Consider the following 21,561-nt stretch of genomic DNA (forward strand, 5'->3'; position numbering starts at 1 on the left):
GTGCGGCGTCGCCGCGGCGTTGCGTTACATCCCGTTGAAATCTTTGCAGCCGGGCGCGGCGACGTGCAGCGGCCGATCCCGCCCGTTCGCGGGTGGCCGCCATCGATGGCGGGTCGTTCCCCTTTGTGCCGCGCTACGCACGGCGTGACGACGCACATGGGCAGCGGCTTCCGCGGCCGGAACGGCGATTGCTGCGCGACAGGCAACGGCACGACATGTGCCGACCTGTCTCTATCCCCATCCCATCCACGGAGGCATTCATGAGCGGCAGGCTGGATCATTGCAAGGTAGCGATTCTGGCGGTCGACGGCTTCGAGGAAGCCGAGCTCGTCGAACCGCAGCGCGCGCTTGCGGCCGAAGGCGCGCAGGTTGACGTGATTTCGCAGCAGCGCGGCGAGATCCAGGGTTTCCGGCACGTCGACAAGGGCGAGCGCGTGAAGGTCGACCGCACGTTCGACGATGCGCGCGAAGGCGACTACGACGCGGTCGTGCTGCCGGGCGGCGTCATCAACGGCGATGCGATCCGGATGGTGCCGGCCGCGCGCGAATTCGTGACGGCGGCCGTCGGCGCCGGCAAGCCGATCGCCGCGATCTGCCACGGCGGCTGGCTGCTGGTATCGGCCGGGCTCGTCGAAGGCAAGACGATGACGAGCTGGCCGAGCCTGCAGGACGACATCCGTCACGCGGGCGGCAAGTGGGTGGACGAGGAAGTCGTGCGCGACGGCAACCTGATCACGAGCCGCAAGCCGGCCGATCTGCCCGCGTTCAACGGCGCGCTGATCGAGCGCCTCGCGTCGCGGAGGGCCTGAGCCGATGCCGGCCGATTCCCCACGCCGCGTGACGCTGACCGACGAACCGCCCACGTTCGACGGCGCGGCGCTGCAGTTGCGCTTCGTCGTCGACGTCGACGGGGTGCCGCACGCCTGCGCGATTACGGTGGAGGCGCTGGAAGATCATTTCGGCGCGCGCTCCGCGCTGGAGGCCGATTTGCGCGACGCGTTCGAGCGCGGTCGTGCGCGTATCGAAGCCGCGTGCGCGGACGTGCTGGCGAGCGGCAACCACGACGTGGTGCTGCACAGCGGGTATTTCCGTGCGCCGGCCGGGCGTGCGCGGGCTGGGTTGTTTGGCCCGCGGGGGTCGTGAGCGGCGGCGCAGTCCCCAGGTGTTGCGCCCGCTTTTACGCCGTCCGCGTGCGGCCCGCCGCCCTTACATGCCGTTGAAAACTTTGCAGCGGCTCGAACGCGCCGTGCGGTGCCGCATCGCGCGGCGCGTGCATCGCACGGCCACCACTCGAATAACACCGATTGGCACGTTCCCTGCATGCCCGTAACGTCGCCGGCGTACGATTCGCGCCGCTGCCGATGCGACGCCGGTGTCGCGTCGCGCATCGCCGCCAACGGGGAAACGAGCATGCTGACCGCACACGAATTTGCCGCGCTGTTTCTGGCGCATCACGCGCCGGAACAGATCCAGATCGACCGCGACGACATCGTCGCGCTCGTCGAACAACACCTGATCGTGATGGAGCGCGACGCTGCGTCCGGCCAACACCGGCCCGCGCTGACTGCCGACGGCCTGTCGGTCCTGCGCTGCGTGCAGCGGCAGGACGGGGCCCGGTTCGACGCCACGGAAGCGTGACGCACCGGGCCGCGCGCGGCGCTCACCGCGCGATCGCGACGGGCGCATTGACCTGCACGACCGGCGGCTGGCCTTCGAACGGCGGCGCGTACAGGAAGCGGTCGATCACGCCGGCCTCGAACAGCAGACAGTAGGTCGAGCCGCCGAACTGGAAATAGCCGATCTCGTCGCCCTTGTCGACGCGCTGCCCCGGCATGACCTCGATCACGCACGACGACACGTCGCCCATCCCGACGAACACGGCAGCCACCGTGCCGATGCCGGGATCGTCGCTCGAGATCGCGACCACCGCGCGCGCGGCGACCGCCGTCATGTAGCCCTGCGAGTCGTTGAGCCCGGCCGGGTCCGGGCCTTCGGCTTCGGCGACCGAGTAATAGGCGCCGTCCACCCGATACGCGTGGGTGACTACCCCGCGCACCGGCGCATGCCAGCGATGGTAGTTGTACGCGCTGAGGTAGGCCTGGTAGACGTCGCCGCCGACGAAGCGCTCGGCGAGCGACAGCCACGCGGGCGTGAAGAGGTCGCGCAGCGAGTACGGCTGCGACTTGATCCAGAACGTGTCGCGCAGCTTCACGTTCGTTTCGGTGTGATACGGCGACGCTTCGCACGCGCTGACGATCACGTGCGGATCGTCGGGCGCCGCGACGGGCCGCGCGCCGTCGCGAAAGCGCCGCGTGAAGAAGTCGTTCCACGAATCGAAGCCCCAGTGCGGCTGGTCTTCGCGATACTGGAACTGCGACAGCCCGAGGCGCTTGCGCGCTTCGTCGCAGAACCAGCCGTCGGGCGGCGACGTGTCGAGATGCGCGCGCGAATGCGGGCCGCCGAGGAAGTCGCACCACGCATTCAATACGCGCTTCAACTGCGCATTGACCGACGCGTCGCGAAACACCGCGTGACCCGACGGCATGCACATCGGCCAGTCGAGGAATGCGTTCAGCGGGCACACGATCAGGCTTTCCTCGCTGAACGGCGGCGTGTAGGTCATCAGATGGTCGAGCACCGTCATCAGCTCGCCGATCGATGCGTAGCCGAGCCGGTATCCCGCTTCGAGCGCTTCGTCGATCGCGCGCGTCAGGCTCATGCGCAGCACCGCGTTGTCGTCGAACAGCCGCGCGAGTTCCTGGACGGCCGGCGTGCGCAGCCGGTCGCCGGCATGCGCGCGCGCTTCGTTCGCCATTTTTTCGCGGAACGCGGCCATGTGCGATTCCTCGGTGGCCATCCATCCGCCGAGGCGGCGGCGTGTGGCGGGCGGCGCGTTGCGATTCGTCATCGTCACCTCCGGAACGGTTAGGGGGCGAAGCGATGGAGCAAGACGCTTGCCCGGCGCGCGGCACCGAAATTGCTGCGTTCGGGCGACCGGTTTTTTCGATGACTCAGGAGAGAAAAATGGATACGGCTTCGAACGCACGACAGACGAACGATGCGGGATCGACGGACGAGCGTCGCCGCGACGGCCAGCGGACCGTGACGCCGACGCGGGTGCGCGCACGACCGCATGCGGCGGCCCCGCGCGACGGCACGCGGCGCGGTGAGCGCGACGGCGGTCGTGCAAGCGGAAATGGGCCGGTGACGCCGAGCCGTGGAGCGGAGGCGGGGAAACCGCTGTGGGAAGACGATAGCGGCGAGATGCCGCCGGAAGAGTGGTCGTGAGGTTGCCGACGCCCGTCGTCGACTGCACAAAGACGCTTACGATCGGGCGTTTCGGTTGAAATTCGATGACGCGTGTGCAAAATCGATTATTTACGGCACGTTTTGCACAAAATCGATTTCGGTGACTCACGGCTGGCACGAACCGGGCGTCGGCTTCAACCACCATTCCGCCCCGCGACCAGCACCGCCACAGGCAACTCGGCCAGACAGCGATCGAGCGCCAGCACCCCTTCCGGCGCATCGAGCGCGTCCCCCGCATTCAACCCGTCGACCCACGGCCCTTCGACGGCGCGCGGCAGCACGACCGCCGTATCGCCCCATTGCGCAGGCTCCACCCGCGGCAACGCAGGCGCTTCGCCGAGCAACCGCCACGCGAGCCGAGTCGCGATCACCACCACGGTCGCCGCGTCATCGCAGCGCGCGAACGCCACCGCGTGCCGCGCGAGCGTGCCACGCACCCGCAACGGAACGTATGCGCCGTCCGCAAATGTCGTCGGCCATTGCGCACGCAGCGCCAGCATCCGCTCGATCAGCGCACGCTTCACGCGCGCATCGGGCCATGTCGATAGATACGACGCAACCGGCCCGTCGACCGCTTCGGTCGCCAGCGTCGCGAACGGCACGTCGCGCCGGTTATCCGGATCGACGAGCGAGTGATCCCATGACTCGCTACCTTGATAGAGATCGGGTACGCCGGGCGACGCGATTCGCAGCGCCGTTTGCGTCAGGCTGTTGACGACGCCGGCCGGCGCGATCCGTGCGACGAACGCATGCAGCCGATGCGCAAAATCGCCCGCGCCGCGCGGCGTCAGGATCGCGCGGACGAACGCTTCGCAGCTTTGCTCGTAGTCCGGCTCGGGCGCGAGCCAGTCGGTGTACTGCTTCGCTTCGCGCAGCGCCTTCGTCTGCCATTGCACGACGCGCGTCGCGAGCGCGTCGAGGCCGGCCGCGTCGTCGGGGGCGAGCGCAGGCGGCCAGCAGCCGACGAGCGTCTGGACCAGCATCGCCTCGGCGGCCGGCCCGGGCGTCCACGCGAGGTCGCGGTGCGCGCCGCCGCGATGCGGCTGATTCAGCGCCGACCAGTCGAGCGACACCGCGCGCCACGCATCGGGCACCTCGCTCAGCACCGCGAGCCGCGCCCGCGCGTCCTCGCCGCGCTTGTGATCGTGCGTGGCCGTCGCGACGAGCCCGTGCGGCGCGGTGCGCGCGCGGCGCCGGTTGCGTGCATGGAACGCGCCGCGCGACAGGCTGAAGTCGCCGGCATCGGCGCCCACCTCGTTGCGCGACAGCAGCCGGCCGTAGCGATAGTTGGCCGTATCCTCGACGCCCTTCGCGGCCAGCGGCGCGGTGAGCTGCGCGAACGCGACACGCGCGGCGACCAGCGCATCGGCGTCCACGCGCGGCACGCGCACGACCGGCAAGCCGAGCCACGCGGCGACGCGCTCGAGCGCGAAGCGGTCGGTCGGATCGACCGTCGCGTAAGCACCGTTGTACGCGTGCGCGAGCACGCGGCGGTCGACGTCGGCCGGTTCGGCGCCCCGCGCCGGATACATCCGGTACACGGGCAGCCGTATCGCGAGTTCGCCGAGCACGCGCCGGATCGCGATCAGGCTGATGTCGCGCGTCGCGGGCGACGCCCGCGCAATCCCGTGCAGCAGCCGCGCGACGCGCGCATGCTCGCCGGCGAGCTGGCGCATCAGCACGCGCCGCTTGCCGTCGAGCGCTTCCTGCGCGAACGTGCGCGCGGAACCCGATACGGCCGCCCAGTGCGCGGCGAGCGGTTCGGCGCCGGCCGGGTCGTGCAGCAGCGCGCCAACGTCGTTCATGAAGTCGTAGCCGGTGGTGCCGTCGACGGCCCAGTCGGTGCGCAGTGCTTCGCGGGGCGCGAGGATCTTCTCGACGACGATATAGGGCCGCGCGTCGCGCTGCGCGGCGAGCCGTGCGTGCAGCCGACGGCAATACGCGCGCGGATCGGCGAGGCCGTCGACGTGATCGACGCGCACGCCGTCGACGAGCCCGGCCGCATGCAGGCGCAGCGGCAGCGCATGCACGGCGTCGAATACCGCCTCGTCTTCGACGCGCACGGCCGCGAGCGTCGCGATGTCGAAGAAGCGCCGCCAGTTCAGCTCGTCGGCGGCCGTGCGCCACCACGCGAGCCGGTAGTGCTGGCGTTCGAGCAAGTGATGCAGGCACGCGCGCGAGCGTGCGCGGCGCGGATCGGCGCCGCGCAATACCGCATCGAGCGCATGCGGGCCGTGCGCGGCCGCATGGTCGCGCAGCGCCGCATGGGCGGCGGCCAGCCGCGCGCTGTCGCGGATCGGCGCGACGTCGAAGCGCTCGGCGAGCGCGTTCAGGTCCGCGCGATTCGCGATGCGCAGGATCTCCGCGTAGGTGGCGGCGGCGACCGGCAGCCGCCGCCCCGGGCATGCGATATAGAAGCGGCCCGCGGCCGGATCGGCGCGCAGCGTGATGTCGCCGGCCGCGAGCGCGTCGCCGTACGGCGCGCCGAGGCACGGCAACAGCACCTTGCCGTCGAGCGCCGGGTCGGGCGGATGCCAGTCGATGTCGAAATAGCGCGCGTACGGGCTCGCCGACCCCCATTCGAGCACGTCGTTCCACCAGCCGTTCGACGACCCGCCGACGCCCATGTGGTTCGGCACGATATCGATGATGATGCCGAGGCCGCGTGCGCGCAGCGCGTCGACGAGCCGCATGAAACCGGCTTCGCCGCCGCGTTCCGCGCTGAGCGCGCCGTGGTCGACGGTGTCGTAGCCGTGCAGCGAGCCGGGCTCGGCCGTCGATACCGGCGACAGGTACAGGTGGCTGACGCCGAGCCGCGCGAAGTAGTCGGCGTGCGCGGCCGCGTCGTCGAACGTGAAGCCCGCATGCAGCTGCAGTCGCAGCGTCGCGCGTGGGGTCATGGGCCGTGCCTCCGCGCGCGGCGCGCCTGCACGACCGCGGCGATGCGCGTGCGTACGTCGGCGTCGAACAGCGTGTCGATCGGGCGCGGCAGCCGCTGCCGCCAGTTCGGATGGCCGCACGGCGGCCCCGGCAGGTTCGGCTGCGCGTCGAGCGCGAGCAGATCCTCGAGCGGCAGCAGCGCGAGCGGCGACGGGCTGCTCGCGACGTAGGCCAGGATCGCGTTCACCGGCGGCATGTCGGCCGGCGGCACCGCGGCGCCGGCCGGCGCGCAGCCGGCGTGCTGCAGCGCGTGCCACAGCGCCGCGCGCTCGGTCGCGCGTTCCGCATGCGCGGCGAGCAGGTCGGGCGGCGGCGGGGGCGTCGCGCGATTCGAATCGGGGCGCTGTACGGTGTCGTGTCCGAACGCCATGCTTTGCACGATCTCGTCCGAATCGTGCGCGCTCGCATCGTCCGGCGCCGGAGCGGCGACGTCTCGCGATTGCGCTTCGTCGCGTCGCTTAGCGGCCTCGGCCTCGGCCGCGACGCGCCGCCACCCGAGATCGACGCCGCGCCACCAGCCGGCCACGGTCGGCAAATCGTGCGTCGACGTCATCGCGATCGCGTCGCGATCCCACGCGGACGGCGGCCGGAACGCGCCATTCGCATCGCGCTCGAACCACAGCACGCGCATGCCCGCGACACCCTGCGCGCCGAGCCGTTCGCGCAACCCGGCCGGCACGGTGCCCAGATCCTCGCCGATCGCGATCGCGCGATGACGCGCCGCTTCCAGCGCGACAAGCCGCACCAGATCGTCGAGCGGATAGCGCAGGTACGCGCCGCTGCGCGGCGAGCCGCCGTCCGGCACGATCCACATCCGCGCGAAACCGAGCACGTGATCGATGCGGATGCCCCCCGCGTGCGCGAACGCCGCGCGCAGCAGTTCGATGAACGGCATGAAGCCGTCCGCGCGCAGCGCGTCGGGCGTCCACGTCGTCACGCCCCACGCCTGGCCGGCCGCATTGAACAGGTCGGGCGGCGCGCCGAGCGACACGCCGCGCAGCAGCGTCGTGCCGTGCGCCCACGCGTCGCTGCCGGCCCGATCGGAGCCGACCGCGAGATCGGCGATCAGACCGGTCGCCATCCCCGCGCCGCGCGCCGCGTGCTGCGCGTCGCCGAGCGCGCGCGACGCGCACCATTGCAGGAACGTGTGGAACGCGATCGTGTCGGTATGCGCGTGCGCGAACGCGTCGACTTCCGCCGATCCCGGCATGCGCCATTGCGCGGGCCACTGCCGCCAGTCCGCGCCGATCCCGTGCTCGATGCAGAATGCCTGCAGCGCATCGAAGCGCGCATGCGCGTCGAGCGCCGCGCCGCCCGCCGCACGAAAACGCTGGAACGTATCGCGCGACGGGTCGTCGCTGGCGCGCCATGCGTCGAAGCACGCACGCAGACGGCGCAGCTTCGCCGGCAGCACGCGCGGCCAGTCGATCAGCGCGGCATCGGCCGGGCCGTCGGGTGCCCGACGCGCGACATCGGCGCCCGGCACCGCATCGCAGTCGAGATACGCGACGTTGTGCCAGCGTCGCGACGACGGCGAATACGGGCTGTCGTGCGCGGGGAGCGCCGGATAGCCGGCGTGCGTCGGGCTGATCGCCACCGCCTGCGCGCCGTGGCGCGCGGCCTGTGCGGCCAGTCGCGCGAGCGCCGTGTAGTCGCCCGCGCCGTCGTCGCCGGTGCGGCGCAGGCTGTAGAGCTGGGCCGCGATGCCCCAGCGGTGGCCCGCGTCGTGGGCGCGGGCGAACGCGTCGAACGGTCGCGCCCGCGGCGGCGCGATCGCGAGCCCGATACGCTGCTCGCCGATGTCGAGCGCGTGATAGCCGGGCATCGCGAGCGGCGGCAGCGTGCCGGGTTCGCCCGTGCCGCCCACGCGGCCATCCACGTGCCCGCCGGTTTCGAGCGAGATCCGGAAGCGCGCGCCCGGCGCCGCGACGGTCGCGGGCAGCGTCACCGGCAGGCCGGCGTCACCGGTCACGACGCGCGGCGGCGCCGCGTTCGCATCGGCGAGCGCCGCCGCGCTGTCGACCCGCTGGATCGCGGTGCCGCACGGCCAGCCGAGCGCATCGACGAGCGCGACGAGCGCATCGTCGTCCACGCGTCGCGCGACGCCGCCCGAGTCGGTCCAGTCGGGTTCCAGGCCGGCCGCCCGGGCGAGCGCGGCGATCGGGACGTCGGTCGTCATGACGGGCTCCGTCCGTTCGCGCGGTGCTGCCGCGCATCGTGGTTGACCGCGCCGTCGCGCCACGCGATGCACGCGCGCGGCGGCACGTGCCCGCCGGGCAGCCGGTCGCGCGCACGCGGCGGCGTCTCGAACACGATCTTGCCGACCGGCAGCGCGGGCAGCGTCGCGTCGTGCGAGCCGAGATTCAGCGCGATCGTCAGCGTGCTGCCGTCGCCGAGGCGCCAGCGCGCGACCAGCGCGGGCGGGTCGCCGTCGCCCGCGAGCAGGTCGACGCCGAGCGCGCGCGCATCGGCCAGGTGCGGCGTCACGAGCGCCGCGCGCACGGCCAGCGCGCTGCGGTAGAAGCGCCGCCACGCGGCCGCGTCGGGCCACGACTCGTCGGGCGGATGGTGCGACGACGAGCGCACGAACGTCGCGATGTCGTTCGGGTCGGGAATCGCGTCGCGATGCGCGGCGTCGGCGAATGCGGGAAACGCGGCGAATTCGCGGCGCCGCCCTTCGCGCACCGCGTCGGCGAGCGCGCCGCGATAGTCGGTGAAGAACTGGAACGGCTGCGTGCTGCCGTCTTCCTCGCCCATGAACAGCAGCGGAATCGACGGCGCGAGCAGCATCAGCGCGGTGGCCGCGCGCACCGCGTCGTCGTTCGCGAGCGCGCGCAGCCGTTCGCCGAACGCGCGGTTGCCGATCTGGTCGTGGTTCTGCAGGAACGCGACGAACGCGGTCGGCGGCAGGTGCGCGCTCGGCTCGCCGCGCGCGGCGCCGTCGTGCAGCGGCGACGGTTCGCCCTGATACGCGAAGCCTTCGCCGAGCGTGCGCGCGAAATGACGCAGCGGCGCATCCGCGTATGCGCGGTAGTAACCGTCGCGCTCGCCGGTCAGCAGCACGTGCGCGCTGTTGTGGAAGTCGTCGTTCCATTGCGCGTCGAAGCCGCCGGGGCCGAGCAGGCTCGCGGTATTGCGCTCGTTCTCCAGCACGAGATGCACGTGGCGCGCGTCGCCCGTGTGCGCGCGCACGCGGCGCGCGAGTTCGCGCAGCCACGCGTCGTCGTCGATCGCGTGCGCGGCGTCGATGCGCAGCCCGTCGAAACGGTATTCGTCGAGCCAGTACAGCGCGTTGTCGATGAAGAACGCGCTCGTCTGCGGGCGGGAGAAGTCGATCGCCGGCCCCCACGCGGTCTGCCGGTCCGCGCGGAAGAAGTCGGGCGCGTAGCGCGGCAGCAGGTTGCCTTCGGGGCCGAAGTGGTTGTACACGACGTCGAGGAACACTTGCAGCCCGAGCCCGTGCGCGGTGTCGATCAGCGATTTCAGTTCCTCGGGCCGCCCGTACGACGCGTCGGGCGCGAACGGCAGCACGCCGTCGTAGCCCCAGTTGCGCGCGCCGGGGAACGCATTGACGGGCATCAGCTCGACCGCGGTCACGCCGAGTTCGGCGATCGCCGGCAGCCGCCGCTCGACGGCCGCGTAGCCGCCGCATGCGCCGACATGCAGCTCGTAGAGCACCGTCTCGCGCCACGGACGGCCGCGCCACGCGTCGTGACGCCAGCGGTACGCGGCCGGATCGACGACCTGGCTCGGGCCCAGCACGTCATACGGCTGGAAGCGCGACGCGGGATCGGCCACCGCGAGCGCGTCGTCGAGCAGGTAGCGGTACAGCGTGCCGGGGCCGCACGGCGCGATCGTCTCGAACCAGCCGTCGCCGGCCGGCGCCATCGGCAGCGCGCGGCCGCCCGCGTCCTGCAGTTCGACGGCGGCCGTGCGGCTCGCGGGCGCCCACAGCCGGAAGCGCGTGCGGTCCGCATCGAGGCAGGTCGCGCCGAACGACGACGCGTATGCGTGCGTGCCGGGCGAATGGGCGGAACGGGACGTCATGGCGGCTCCTCACGAAGACAGGTCGGGTGGCACGGCCGCGACCGCGATCACGGCCGCATGCGCGGCGACGTCGAGCCCGGCGTCCGGCCACGAGCGCGGGCCCGAGTCGGGCGTCGCGGTGTCGAGCAGGATCCGGTAATCGAGCACGGGCGCGGGCGGCAGGAACGTGATGGTCTCGGCCGATGCGTTCAGCATCACGAGCAACGCCTCGGTGCGTCCGGTGCGGCCGGTGCCGACGCGCCGCATCGTCAGCGCGCGGCGTTCGCCGTCTTCCCACGCGGGGACGGTCAGCGCGTCGCCGCGTTCGTCGAACCAGCCGATCTCGCGCATGCCGGGCGCGCCGTCGCGGTCGCCGTTCGGATAGCGCGGCGACGACATCACCGGATACATGCGCCGCAGCGCGGCGAGCCGCGACACGAAGCGCGTCGTCTGTACGCCTTCGTCGCTGTGCGCCAGGTCCCAGTCGAGCCACGACAGTTCGTTATCCTGGCAATACGCGTTGTTGTTGCCGCGCTGCGTGCGGCCGAATTCGTCGCCGGCCACGAGCATCGGCGTGCCGAGCGCGGTAAACAGCGTCGCGAGCATCGAGCGCGCGACGCGCGAGCGCACGTCGCGGATCTTCGCGTCGTCGGTCGGCCCTTCGACGCCCCAGTTCGCGCTGCAGTTGTCGTCGCGGCCGTCGCGGTTGTCCTCGCCGTTCGCGTCGTTGTGCTTGCCCGCATACGACACGAGGTCGGCCAGCGTGAAGCCGTCGTGCGCGGTGACGAAATTGACCGACGCCCACGTGCGGCGCCGCGCGTGATTGAACAGGTCGGCCGAGCCCGACAGGCGCGCGGCCAGTTCCGGGCGCTGCCCCGCGTCGCCGCGCCAGAAGCGCCGCACGGTGTCGCGAAACCGGTCGTTCCATTCGGCGAAGCCGGGCGGGTGGCGGCCGAGCTGATAGCCGCCGGGGCCGAGATCCCACGGCTCGGTGATCAGCTTGCGCTGCGCGAGCACCGGGTCCTGCCGCAACGCGTCGAAGAATCCCGCGCCGGGTTCGAAGCCGTGATCCTCGCGGCCGAGCGTCACGCCGAGATCGAAGCGGAAGCCGTCGACGTTGAACGCGGTCGCCCAGTAGCGCAGCGAATCCATCACCATCTGCACGACGCGCGGATGCGACAGGTTCAGCGTGTTGCCGCAGCCGGTTTCGTCGACGTGGTAACGCGGATCGTCGGGCAGCAGCCGGTAATAGCTCGCGTTGTCGAGGCCGCGCCACGACAGCGTGGGCCCGAGCTGGTTGCCTTCGCACGTGTGGTTGTAGACGACGTCGAGCACGACTTCGATGCCGGCCGCGTGCAACTGGCGCACCGCGATGCGCATTTCGTCGAGCCGCCGCGTCGTCAGATACGACGGCTCCGGCGCGAAGAACGCGGCCGTGTCGTAGCCCCAGTAGTTGCGCAGCCCGCGTTTCACGAGCTCGCGCTGCTGCAGGAACGCATGGATCGGCAGCAGCTCGACCGTCGTCACGCCGATCGACAGCAGGTGATCGACGAACGCCGGATGCGCGAGCGACGCGAACGTGCCGCGCTCCGGCGGGCGCAGCCCGGCGCGGCGCATCGACGCGCCGCGCACGTGGGTCTCGTAGATCACGGTGCTGCGCCACGGCACGTTCGGTCGGCGGTCGGTGCTCCAGTCGAACGCTTCGTCGACGACCACGGCTTTCGGCATCGCGGGCGCCGAATCGCGGCGGTCCATCGACAGGTCGGCCCGGTTCGAATGCACGCGATAGCCGAACAGCGCGTCCGACCAGCGGAACTGGCCGACCAGCTTGCGCGCGTACGGGTCGAGCAGCAGCTTGGTCGGATTGAAGCGGTGGCCGTGCTGCGGCTGGTACGGGCCGTCCGCGCGGAACCCGTACACGGTGCCCGGATGCGCGTTCGGCAGATAGCCGTGCCACACCTCGTCGGTGCATTCGGGCAGATCGAGGCGCGCGAGTTCCTTGCGGCCGGTCGGATCGAACACGCACAGCTGAATCCGGTGCGCGTGCGCGGAAAACACCGCGAAGTTGGTCCCGAGGCCGTCCCAGGTTGCGCCGAGCGGATAGCTGCGGCCGGGTTCGAGACGGTCGGGCAGGGCGGTCGGCATGGGGGTTGATCTCCGTGTCGGGGAGGTGAGTGATCAGGCGGGGGTCAACCACAGCGTGGCGAGAGGCGGCAGGCGCAAGCTCGCCGACCACGCCTCGCCGTGCGCGGGCACGGCCTCGGCCCATACGGCGCCGTCGTTGCCGGCGTTGGTGCCGCCGTACGACGCGGCATCGGTATTCATCAGTTCCCGCCAATGACCGGGCGCGGGCAGCCCGAGCCGATAACCGGCGCGCGGCACGGGCGTGAAGTTGCAGACGGCGACGACCAGATGCCCCGCATCGTCACGGCGCGCGAACGCGAACACGCTGTTGTCGCGGTCGTCGCCGATCAGCCAGGAGAACCCGGCCGCGTGGCAGTCGAGCGCATGCAGCGCCGGTTCGGCCGCATACGCGCGATTGAGATCCCGCACCAGCCGCTGCACGCCGCGATGCGCGGGCGCGTCGAGCAAGTCCCAATGCGGCGTCGCATCGTGCGCGAACTCCGCCCATTGCGCGAATTCGCTGCCCATGAACAGCAGCTTCTTGCCGGGATGCGCCCACATGAAGCCGAAATACGCGCGCAGCGTCGCGAGCCGCTGCCACGCGTCGCCGGGCATCTTCGCGACGAGCGAGCCCTTGCCGTGCACGACCTCGTCGTGCGACAGCGGCAGCACGAAGCGTTCGGAGAACGCGTATACGAGCCCGAACGTCATCCGGTCGTGGTGATAGCGGCGGTGGATCGGGTCTTCGTGCAGATACGCGAGCGTGTCGTGCATCCAGCCCATGTTCCACTTGAAGTCGAAGCCGAGCCCGCCGTCGGCGGTCGGCGCGGTGACGCCCGGCCACGCGGTCGATTCCTCCGCGACGGTGACGACGCCGGCCGGCGCGGCGTCGCCGTGCAGCGTGTCGTTCAGCCGGCGCAGGAACGCGACCGATTCGAGGTTCTCGCGGCCGCCGTACACGTTCGGCACCCATTCGCCTGCCTTGCGCGAATAGTCGCGGTACAGCATCGACGCGACCGCGTCGACGCGGATGCCGTCGACGTGATAGCGGCGCGCCCACGCGAGCGCCGATGCGACCAGGAACGCGCTGACCTCGGTGCGCCCGACGTTGAACACGCAGGTGTTCCAGTCGGGATGCATCCCCTCGCGCGGATCGGCATGCTCGTACAGCGCGCTGCCGTCGAATTGCGCGAGCCCGTGCGCATCGTTCGGAAAATGCGCGGGCACCCAGTCGACGAGCACGCCGATGCCGGCCGCGTGCGCGCGATCGACGAAGCGCGCGAAGCCGTCGACCGGCCCGAAGCGCGCGGACGGCGCGAACTGCGCGAGCGGCTGGTAGCCCCACGAGCCGCCGAACGGGTATTCGGCGATCGGCATGAACTCGACGTGCGTGAAGCCCATCCCCTTCACGTACGGAATCAGGCGCTCGGCGAGTTCGTCCCACGTCGCGCTGCGTTCCATCTGTTCGGGGATGCGCAGCCACGATTCCGGATGCACCTCGTAGATCGACCACGGCACGCGGTAGCGATCGTTGCGCGGCCGCGCGTGCATCCAGCCGTCGTCGTGCCACGCGAACGCGTGGAGCGCCGCGACGTCCGCGACCACCGACGCCGTGCGCGGCGGCGCCTCGGTCGCCCGCGCGCACGGATCGGCCTTGTGCGGCAGCACGCGCCCGTCGGGTGCGCGCAGTTCGTACTTGTAGCGTTCGCCCGGGCCGATGCCCGGCACGAACAGCTCCCACACGCCGGACGGTCGCCGCAGCCGCATCGGATGGCGGCGCCCGTCCCATGCATTGAAATCGCCGACCACCGATACGCGCTGCGCGTTCGGCGCCCACACCGCGAAACGCACGCCGTCGGTATCGTCGATGCGCACCGGTGTCGCGCCGAGGCAGTCGAGCACGGCTTCCGGGTCGCCGGCCGAGAAGCGCGCGAGCGCCGCTTCGTCGAGCAGCGTGCCGAACGCGTATGCGTCGTCGGTCACCTGATGCGCGTTCGGCCAGTCGATCGCGAGCAAATAGTGTGGCGAGCCGCCGTCGCGCGCGATCGTCCCCGCGAAGCAGCCGGCGCGATCGACGCACGCGAGCGCGCCGAGTTCGGCGCCGTCCGGCGACAGCGCACGCACGCGCTCGGCGCCGGGCAGCAGTGCCCGCACGACGACCTGGTCAGCCTGTTCGTGCGGGCCGAGGCACGCGAACGGGTCGGGGTGGCGGCCGGCGAGCAGCGCATCGATATCGGCGCGTTCGAACAGCATGTCGGTCATGGGTGTCCTCCGTCGTCGGGCAGCACGCCGTCGCCGAGCAGCCGGTCGACCAGCGCCGCGAGCCCGCCGACCGGCACGCTCAGCCAGTCGGGCCGGTTCGAGGCTTCGTAGCACAGCTCGTACGACGCCTTGTCGATCAGGAACAGCGCCAGCAGGCGGTCCGCGTAGTGCGGATCGACGAAGCGCGCGGGCGCGTGGTCGGCGGCCGCGCGATAGCATTCGACGAAGCGGTCGGCCGCGGCCTGCCCGAAGCGGTCGAACAGCGCGCGCTTGCGGCCGGCCGCCTGCGGCGGCGCTTTTTCGATCGCGAACTGCGCGGTCGCGCTCACGTACGACAGCGAGCGCAGCAGGCCGGCCACGTCGCGCAGCGGATGCGATTTCGCGCGACGCCGTTCGAGCGCGCGCGCCGGTTCGCCTTCGAAGTCGATCAGCAGCGCGTCGCCCTGCACGTCGAGCACCTGGCCCAGATGGAAATCGCCGTGAATCCGCGTGCATTGCGCGTCGAGCGTGCGCGGCACGAGTTCGCCGAGCGCCTCGACGGCCGCGTCGCGCGACGCGAGCAGCGCGTCGGCCGACGCACGGGTGGCCGGATCGAGCGCCTCGAGCCGCGTGCGCAGCACGTCGAGCGCGCGCTCGAACGACGCGATCGCGTCCACGCACCAGCCGTCGACGTGATCGGGCGTCGCGCGCTCCGGCGCGAACGCCGGATCGTCGGACGGCTGCGCGAGCGCCACGTGCAACTGGCCGAGCCGCGTGCCGATGATGCCCGCGAACGCCGCGTAGCCGAGCAGCGCGTCGGGCTCCTCGTCCGTTTCGGCGGCCTCGCCTTCGTCAGCGGCCGGCAGCGCGAGCTCGTCGATCGCGCGCCGCAGGAAATCGAACGAACGCGTCCACGCGTCGCCCTGGTTGTCGACATAGCGCTGCAGGATCGCGACCGTATGCGGCGTGCCGTCCGGATCGACGTGCACGACTTCGCCGGCCAGCGTCGCGGTGTTCGCATAGCCGATGCGCGTCAGGTGCCGGCTCATTTCGGCTTCCGGATGAATGCCGTGCGCGACCTTGCGCACCAGCTTCAGCACGATCGCGTCGCCGATCACGAGCGAGCTGTTGCTCTGCTCGGCCGCGAGCCAGCGCACTTCCGCGTCGTCGCCCGGGTCGAGCCCGGCGAGCGCGTCTTCCGGCAGAAAGGTGAGCCGGCCGCCGTCGGACATCGCCACCGTCGCGCCGTCGCGCAGCTTGCGCAGCATGCCGCGCGCGAACGCCGGCAGCGCGAACGCGTCGGTCAGGTAGCCGACCGTATGGCCGCGCCGCACGCGCGCGAGCGCCAGTTGCGCGAACAGCGGATGGGACGTCTCGCCGCCCCACGCGGCCGCGAGCGGCACCACGTAGCGTTCGACGCGGCCGTCGCTTGCGGACACCCACGCCTCCGCGTACTGGAACGGCTCGTCCGGAATCGGGGTGACGACGTTCAGCCACGCGTCGCCGATCTTGCGATCCTTCGATGCGAACCAGCGCCGCCGCGCGAGCCACGACGCGAGCGCGTCGTGCGCGAGCGCATGCAGTTGCGAGACGTCCGGCCGCGTATCGCCGCGCCGCATCACGAGCGTCACGTATTCGGGCAGCGGCTCCGCATGCGGCTGCCGCCACGACGGCTCGCGGCCATGCTCGGCGAGCACGAACCACAGGAACCCGTACGGCGGGAAGGTGAGGAGATACGGGAGCTGGCCGATCGGCGGGAACGGCGAATCGGACGTCATCTCGATCGGCACGCGGCCCGCGAATTCGGACAGGTCGAGTTCGACGGCCTGCGACGCGCGCGACAGGTTCGCGACGCACAGCACCGGCTCGTGGCCGTCCAGCTCGCGCAGGTACGCGAGCACCTTGCGGTTGTCCGGGCGCAGGAAGCGGATCGTGCCGCGCCCGAACGCCTGCGACGCGCGGCGCGTCGCGAGGATGCGCCGCGTCCAGTTCAGCAGCGAATGCGGGTCGCGCGTCTGCGCCTCGACGTTGATCGCGTCATAGCCGTACAGCGAGCCCATCACCGGCGGCAGCACCAGCAGTTCGGGATCGGCGCGCGAGAAGCCGCCGTTGCGGTCCGACGACCACTGCATCGGCGTGCGCACGCCGTCGCGATCGCCGAGGTGGATGTTGTCGCCCATCCCGAGCTCGTCGCCGTAGTAGATCACCGGCGTGCCGGGCATCGACAGCAGCAGCGAATTGATCAGCTCGATGCGGCGCCGGTCGCGCTCCATCAGCGGCGCGAGCCGGCGCCGGATGCCGAGGTTCAGCCGCGCGCGGCGGTCGCTCGCATAGGTTTGCCACAGCAGGTCGCGTTCCGAATCGGTGACCATCTCGAGCGTCAGCTCGTCGTGGTTGCGCAGGAACACCGCCCACTGGTTGCTCGGCGCGAGCGCCGGCGTCTGCCGCATGATGTCGAGGATCGGGAAGCGATCCTCGCTTGCGATCGACATGTAGATGCGCGGCATCAGCGGGAAGTGGAACGCCATGTGGCATTCGTCCTCGTTGCCGAAGTATTCCTGCACGTCTTCCGGCCACTGGTTAGCTTCCGCGAGCAGCATCCGGTTCGGATACTCGGCGTCGATCGTCGCGCGGATCCGCTTCAGGATCGCGTGCGTCTCCGGCAGGTTCTCGTTGTTGGTGCCTTCGCGCTCGACCAGGTACGGCACCGCGTCGAGCCGCAGCCCGTCGATGCCGAGATCGAGCCAGAAGCGCATCACCTGGATCACCTCGCGCACGACGGCCGGGTTGTCGAAGTTCAGGTCCGGCTGGTGCGAATAGAAGCGGTGCCAGTAGTACTGGCCGGCCACCGGATCGTGCGTCCAGTTCGACGTTTCGGTATCCAGAAAGATGATCCGCGTGCCCGCGTATTTCGTGTCGGTGTCGGACCACACGTAGTAGTCGCGATGCGCGGAGCCCGGCTTCGCGCGGCGCGCGCGCTGGAACCACGGGTGCTGGTCCGACGTGTGGTTGATCACGAGCTCGGCGATCACGCGAATGCCGCGCGCATGCGCTTCGCGGATGAAGCGCCGCACGTCGGCCAGCGTGCCGTAGTCGGGATGCACGTCGCGGTAGTCGGCGATGTCGTAGCCGTCGTCGCGGCGCGGCGACGGATAGAACGGCAGCAGCCAGATCGTGTCGACGCCAAGTTCGGCGATGTAGTCGAGCTTCGCGATCAGGCCGGGGAAATCGCCGATGCCGTCGTTGTTCGAGTCGAAGAACGACTTCACGTGCACCTGGTAGATGATCGCGTCCTTGTACCACAGCGGATCGTCCGCACAGAGCGCGGGTTCGCGGCGGCGCGCGCGGCGCCGGCGCGGCGTGCCGGCCGGCGCGAGCGACGGGAATTGCGCGCGGCGCACGTCGTCGAGGGAATCTTCGCGTTTCATCATGCATGCGCTCCCGAAGGGCGGCGGGCGGGATCCGGTTCGGGCGCGGCCGCCCGCGCGGCGCCCGGAGACGGCGCGAGCCGCCAGATTGCGTACGGCCGCACGTGCGGATCGAGCGACACGTACTGGCGATGGCCGCGCCAGGTTTGCGCGTGCGCGGCGTCCTGTTCGAGCGCATCGAGCGGTTCGCCGTCGGCCAGCCCGAGGCCGCGCCACAGCGCCGCATCGAGCGTGAAGTTCGCGGCCTGCGGATGCCACGGGTCGAGACTGATCGCGACGATTACCACGCTGTCGAACGCGGGCGTCGCCTTCATGAACACGAGCACCGAGTCGTTGTCGGCGTCGACGAACGTGAGACCGAGATGCGTCTGCAGTGCGGGGTGATCGCGGCGCGCGCGGTTCAGCCGCGCGATTTCCGTGCCGATATGCGCGGCCTTGCTCCAGTCGCGCGCGCGCAGCTCGTATTTCTCGGCATCCGCGTATTCCTCGCTGTCCGGCAGCGGCGCCGATTCGCCGAGCTCGAAGCCCGAGTACAGGCCCCACGAGCCGGCCAGCGTCGCCGCGAGCGCCGCGCGGATCACGAACTGCGAGCGCGGCGCGTTTTGCAGGTGGCGCGGGTTGATGTCGGGCGTGTTGACGAAGAAGTTCGGCCGGAAGAATTCGCGCGCGGGCCCGGCCGTCAGCTCGGTCAAGTAGTCGATGAAGTCGCGCTTCGACTCGCGCCACGTGAAGTACGTGTACGACTGCGAGAAGCCGACTTTCGCGAGGCGATACATCATCCCCGGCCGCGTGAACGCTTCGGACAGGAACACGACGTCCGGATGCCGGCCGCGCACGTCGTCGATCATCCACGCCCAGAACGGCAGCGGCTTCGTGTGCGGGTTGTCGACGCGGAAGATCCGCACGCCCGCATCGACCCAGAACAGCACCGCGTCGCGCAGCGCGAGCCACAGGTCGGGCAGCGCGTCCGGCGCGTAGAAATCGGGGTTCACGATGTCCTGGTAGCGCTTCGGCGGATTTTCCGCGAAGCGCAGCGAGCCGTCGGGCCGCCACGCGAACCAGCCGGGATGCGCGGCGAGCCACGGGTGATCGGGCGAGCACTGGATCGCGAAATCGAGCGCGATCTCGAGCCCGTGCCCGCGCGCGGCGTCGACCAGCACACGGAACGAGTCGAGCGTGCCGAGCTGCGGATGCACGGCCGTGTGGCCACCGTCGGGCGAGCCGATCGCGTACGGGCTGCCGACGTCGTCGGGGCCGGCGGTCAGGCTGTTGTTGCGGCCCTTGCGCGCGGACGTGCCGATCGGGTGGATCGGCGGGAAATACAGCACGTCGAAACCCATGTCGCGGATGCGCGGCAAATGCGCGATCACGTCGTCGAACGTGCCGTGCCGGTGCGGATCGTCGCTGGCCGAGCGCGGAAACATCTCGTACCAGCTCGAGAAGCGCGCCTTGCGGCGTTCGACGTCGACCGGGTAGATCGTCGCGTCGTGCGTGACGAACGGGCGGTAGCGCAGCGCCGCGAATGCATCGGCGAGCGCGGGCCCGCCGATCAGCGCGAGGCGGTCGTCGGGCGACGCGTCCTTGAGTTCCGCGACGAACTGTTTCATCCGCGTGACCGCGCGCGGGTCGGCCGGCTCGGCGAGCTTCAGCGCGGTCGCGAGCAGCAGTTGCGCTTCGCGCACCTCCAGCGTCACGTCCTGGCCGGCCGCGCGCTTCTTCGCGATGTCGGTGACGAGCGACGCCCAGTCGTCGCGCCATGCGACCACGCGGAATTCATGGCGACCGAGCCGATCGAGCGTGACGCACGCGTGCCAGCGATCGTTCGGCTCGGCTTCGAACGGCACTTCGCGCCATTCGTCGTCGCCCGCGGCGCGCCACTGCAGCACGGCCGCCAGATGCGCGTGCCCGTCGGCGAAGATCGATGCGCTCACGACGAGCGGCTCGCCGATCACGCGCTTGATCGCGAAGCGGCCGTCGTCGACCGACGGTTCGACGCGCTCGATCGCGATCCGGTCGGCCGCGAGCGCCGCCGACAGTGCGGTGCGCTCGCGGGCGGCATCGGCGCGCGTCGTGACGGGCGGCGCGCGCCATGCATGCAGCAACGCATACGCGCCGGGCGCGAGCGTGAACGACTCGAGCGCGGCCGGCGGCTGCGTGTGCGCGCCGGCCTGCGTGGCGACGCGCGTGAAGCCGCCCGGCACGCCGGGCAGGATCGTCGCGGGGTCGACCGTGGCGGGTGCGTCGAGATCGGGATTCAATGCGATCAGCAATGCCGCGTCGTCGTGTTCGAGCGACGGCCCGGTGCCGCGCAGCAGCGCGGTCGCGCCCGCGCCCGGCGCGCTCAGTTGCACGATCTCGCCGCGCGCCGCGGCGACGGGCGTCGCGCGGCGCCATGCGTTCGCATCGGCGAGCGCGCCCGACAGGTCGAAACGGGCGTGCTCGAATGCGGCGCGGTAGCGCGCGGCATCCGCGTCGCGCGCCATCAGCGGCACCGTCACGCCGCGCTCGAAACCCATCGGCACGAGCCAGCCGGTGCCGACGGCCGCCGCTGTCCACAGCGCGCGGCGATACGCGCGGGCGACGGTGTCGTCCGGCGCGTCTGGCCAGTCGTCGGCGAGACGCGGGCCGTCGGGCGCATCGGGAAACGCGATCGGCGCGCCGATGCGTCGCAGCAGCCGGTGTTCGTCCGCGAACCACGGCGCGCGCAGGTCCCACCAGCGCACCGATGAAAACACCGCGTCGAACCCGGCCGCTTCGAGCTGCGCGAGCGCGTCGCGCGCATGGCCGGGTACGCCCGCGAGCACCGCGACGTCCGGGCGCGCCCGGCGCAGCGCCGCGCGCCAGCCGGGCCACCAGTCGGCCGGCAGATGATGCGGCGCGTCGATCAGGAAGCCGGCCGCGCCCGCGTCGGCGAACGTCGCGAGATGCGCGCACCACCATGCCGACAGCGCGTCGCGCACCGCTTCGTCGCCGGGGTTCGCATGCGCGATGTCGAGCGCATGCGCGGCGCCGCGCGGGTCGATCAACGCGTCGTCGTACGCGCGCTCGACGTACCAGTCCGGATGCTCGGCGCGCAGCGGGTTCTCGCGCGCGATGCGATCGGGGACGACTTCGAGCAGCACGCGCAGCCCATGACCCTTCGCCAGGTGCGCGAGGCGCGAGAAGGTTTCGAGCGCGCTCGCGCGTGTCGCGAACGACTGGGCCGGCCGCCGGAAGTCGGCGACGTGGCGCGGAAAGCCGGCGACGCTCGCGGCCCAGAACGCACCGACCAGCACGTGATCGAAGCCCATTCCCGCGATATGCGCGAAGGTCTGCGGCCAGGCGTCGAGCGGTCCGACGAGGCGGGCGTCGCAGAAGTAGAGGTGCGGAGCGAACGGCGGTGTGGAGTCCATGGCGTGGCGTGAGCGGGTGGCGCGAGCGGTAAAGCCGGTGCGTCGCAATCTGCGTGCCTGCTGCGCGATTCCCTGCGGGCACGGCGTGTGCGGAAAGCCGG

At 71.3% G+C, this 21,561-nt stretch carries 12 protein-coding genes; 4 read left to right on the plus strand and 8 right to left on the minus strand.

Annotated elements, in window-relative coordinates:
- The first annotated feature begins 260 nt into the window (after nucleotides 1-260).
- The 3 genes from HWX76_RS19535 (at nucleotide 261) to HWX76_RS19545 (ending at nucleotide 1,638) form a co-directional block, all read left to right on the plus strand.
- On the plus strand, nucleotides 261-809 hold the full coding sequence (locus HWX76_RS19535) for a type 1 glutamine amidotransferase domain-containing protein (RefSeq protein ID WP_050013973.1): 549 nt from the start codon (nucleotides 261-263) through the stop codon (nucleotides 807-809).
- Nucleotides 810-813: 4 nt separating this feature from the next.
- The gene (locus HWX76_RS19540; protein ID WP_050013972.1) at nucleotides 814-1,143 is read left to right on the plus strand and encodes a DUF1488 domain-containing protein; all 330 of its coding nucleotides are present in this window, start codon (nucleotides 814-816) and stop codon (nucleotides 1,141-1,143) included.
- Between the two features lie 267 nt (nucleotides 1,144-1,410).
- Nucleotides 1,411-1,638, plus strand: coding sequence for a hypothetical protein (locus HWX76_RS19545; RefSeq protein WP_050014053.1), 228 nt, complete (start codon nucleotides 1,411-1,413; stop codon nucleotides 1,636-1,638).
- A 22-nt stretch (nucleotides 1,639-1,660) separates the two neighbouring features.
- Here HWX76_RS19545 and HWX76_RS19550 read toward each other — a convergent pair whose 3' ends face one another.
- Entirely contained in the window at nucleotides 1,661-2,908 is a 1,248-nt protein-coding gene (locus tag HWX76_RS19550) for a phosphatidylserine decarboxylase family protein (RefSeq protein WP_176016201.1), read from the minus strand.
- Between the two features lie 116 nt (nucleotides 2,909-3,024).
- On the opposite strand from HWX76_RS19550, the gene HWX76_RS19555 reads away from it, so the two are divergent.
- Nucleotides 3,025-3,288 carry a hypothetical protein gene (locus HWX76_RS19555; RefSeq protein ID WP_176016202.1) on the plus strand — a complete coding sequence of 88 codons (264 nt, stop codon included), beginning with the start codon at nucleotides 3,025-3,027 and terminating at the stop codon, nucleotides 3,286-3,288.
- Between the two features lie 155 nt (nucleotides 3,289-3,443).
- Here the strand turns inward: HWX76_RS19555 and treY are convergent, their stop codons facing one another.
- Genes treY through HWX76_RS19590 form a run of 7 tightly spaced genes read right to left on the minus strand, consistent with a single transcriptional unit; the run spans nucleotide 3,444 to nucleotide 21,460 of the window.
- On the minus strand, nucleotides 3,444-6,209 hold the full coding sequence (gene treY / locus HWX76_RS19560) for a malto-oligosyltrehalose synthase (RefSeq protein ID WP_176016203.1): 2,766 nt from the start codon (nucleotides 6,207-6,209) through the stop codon (nucleotides 3,444-3,446).
- On the minus strand, nucleotides 6,206-8,428 hold the full coding sequence (gene malQ, locus HWX76_RS19565; protein WP_176016204.1) for a 4-alpha-glucanotransferase: 2,223 nt from the start codon (nucleotides 8,426-8,428) through the stop codon (nucleotides 6,206-6,208). The genes treY and malQ overlap by 4 nt, the downstream gene beginning before the upstream one ends.
- Nucleotides 8,425-10,296: a malto-oligosyltrehalose trehalohydrolase gene (treZ, locus tag HWX76_RS19570; RefSeq protein WP_176016205.1), complete on the minus strand. Its 1,872-nt coding sequence runs from the start codon at nucleotides 10,294-10,296 to the stop codon at nucleotides 8,425-8,427. The genes malQ and treZ overlap by 4 nt, the downstream gene beginning before the upstream one ends.
- Nucleotides 10,297-10,305: 9 nt before the next feature.
- The gene (gene glgX / locus HWX76_RS19575; RefSeq protein ID WP_176016206.1) at nucleotides 10,306-12,420 is read right to left on the minus strand and encodes a glycogen debranching protein GlgX; all 2,115 of its coding nucleotides are present in this window, start codon (nucleotides 12,418-12,420) and stop codon (nucleotides 10,306-10,308) included.
- A 33-nt stretch (nucleotides 12,421-12,453) separates the two neighbouring features.
- Nucleotides 12,454-14,661, minus strand: a complete 2,208-nt coding sequence (gene glgB / locus HWX76_RS19580) for a 1,4-alpha-glucan branching protein GlgB (protein WP_176016207.1) — start codon at nucleotides 14,659-14,661, stop codon at nucleotides 12,454-12,456.
- Nucleotides 14,658-18,068, minus strand: a complete 3,411-nt coding sequence (gene treS / locus HWX76_RS19585; protein WP_176016251.1) for a maltose alpha-D-glucosyltransferase — start codon at nucleotides 18,066-18,068, stop codon at nucleotides 14,658-14,660. Before treS ends, glgB begins: the two co-directional genes overlap by 4 nt.
- Complete coding sequence (locus tag HWX76_RS19590) at nucleotides 18,068-21,460, minus strand: maltotransferase domain-containing protein (protein WP_176016208.1); 3,393 nt, start codon at nucleotides 21,458-21,460, stop codon at nucleotides 18,068-18,070. The genes treS and HWX76_RS19590 overlap by 1 nt, the downstream gene beginning before the upstream one ends.
- Nucleotides 21,461-21,561 lie beyond the last annotated feature (101 nt).

The organism is Burkholderia sp. BCC0398 (assembly GCF_902833245.1).
Taxonomy (GTDB): Bacteria; Pseudomonadota; Gammaproteobacteria; order Burkholderiales; family Burkholderiaceae; genus Burkholderia; species Burkholderia sola.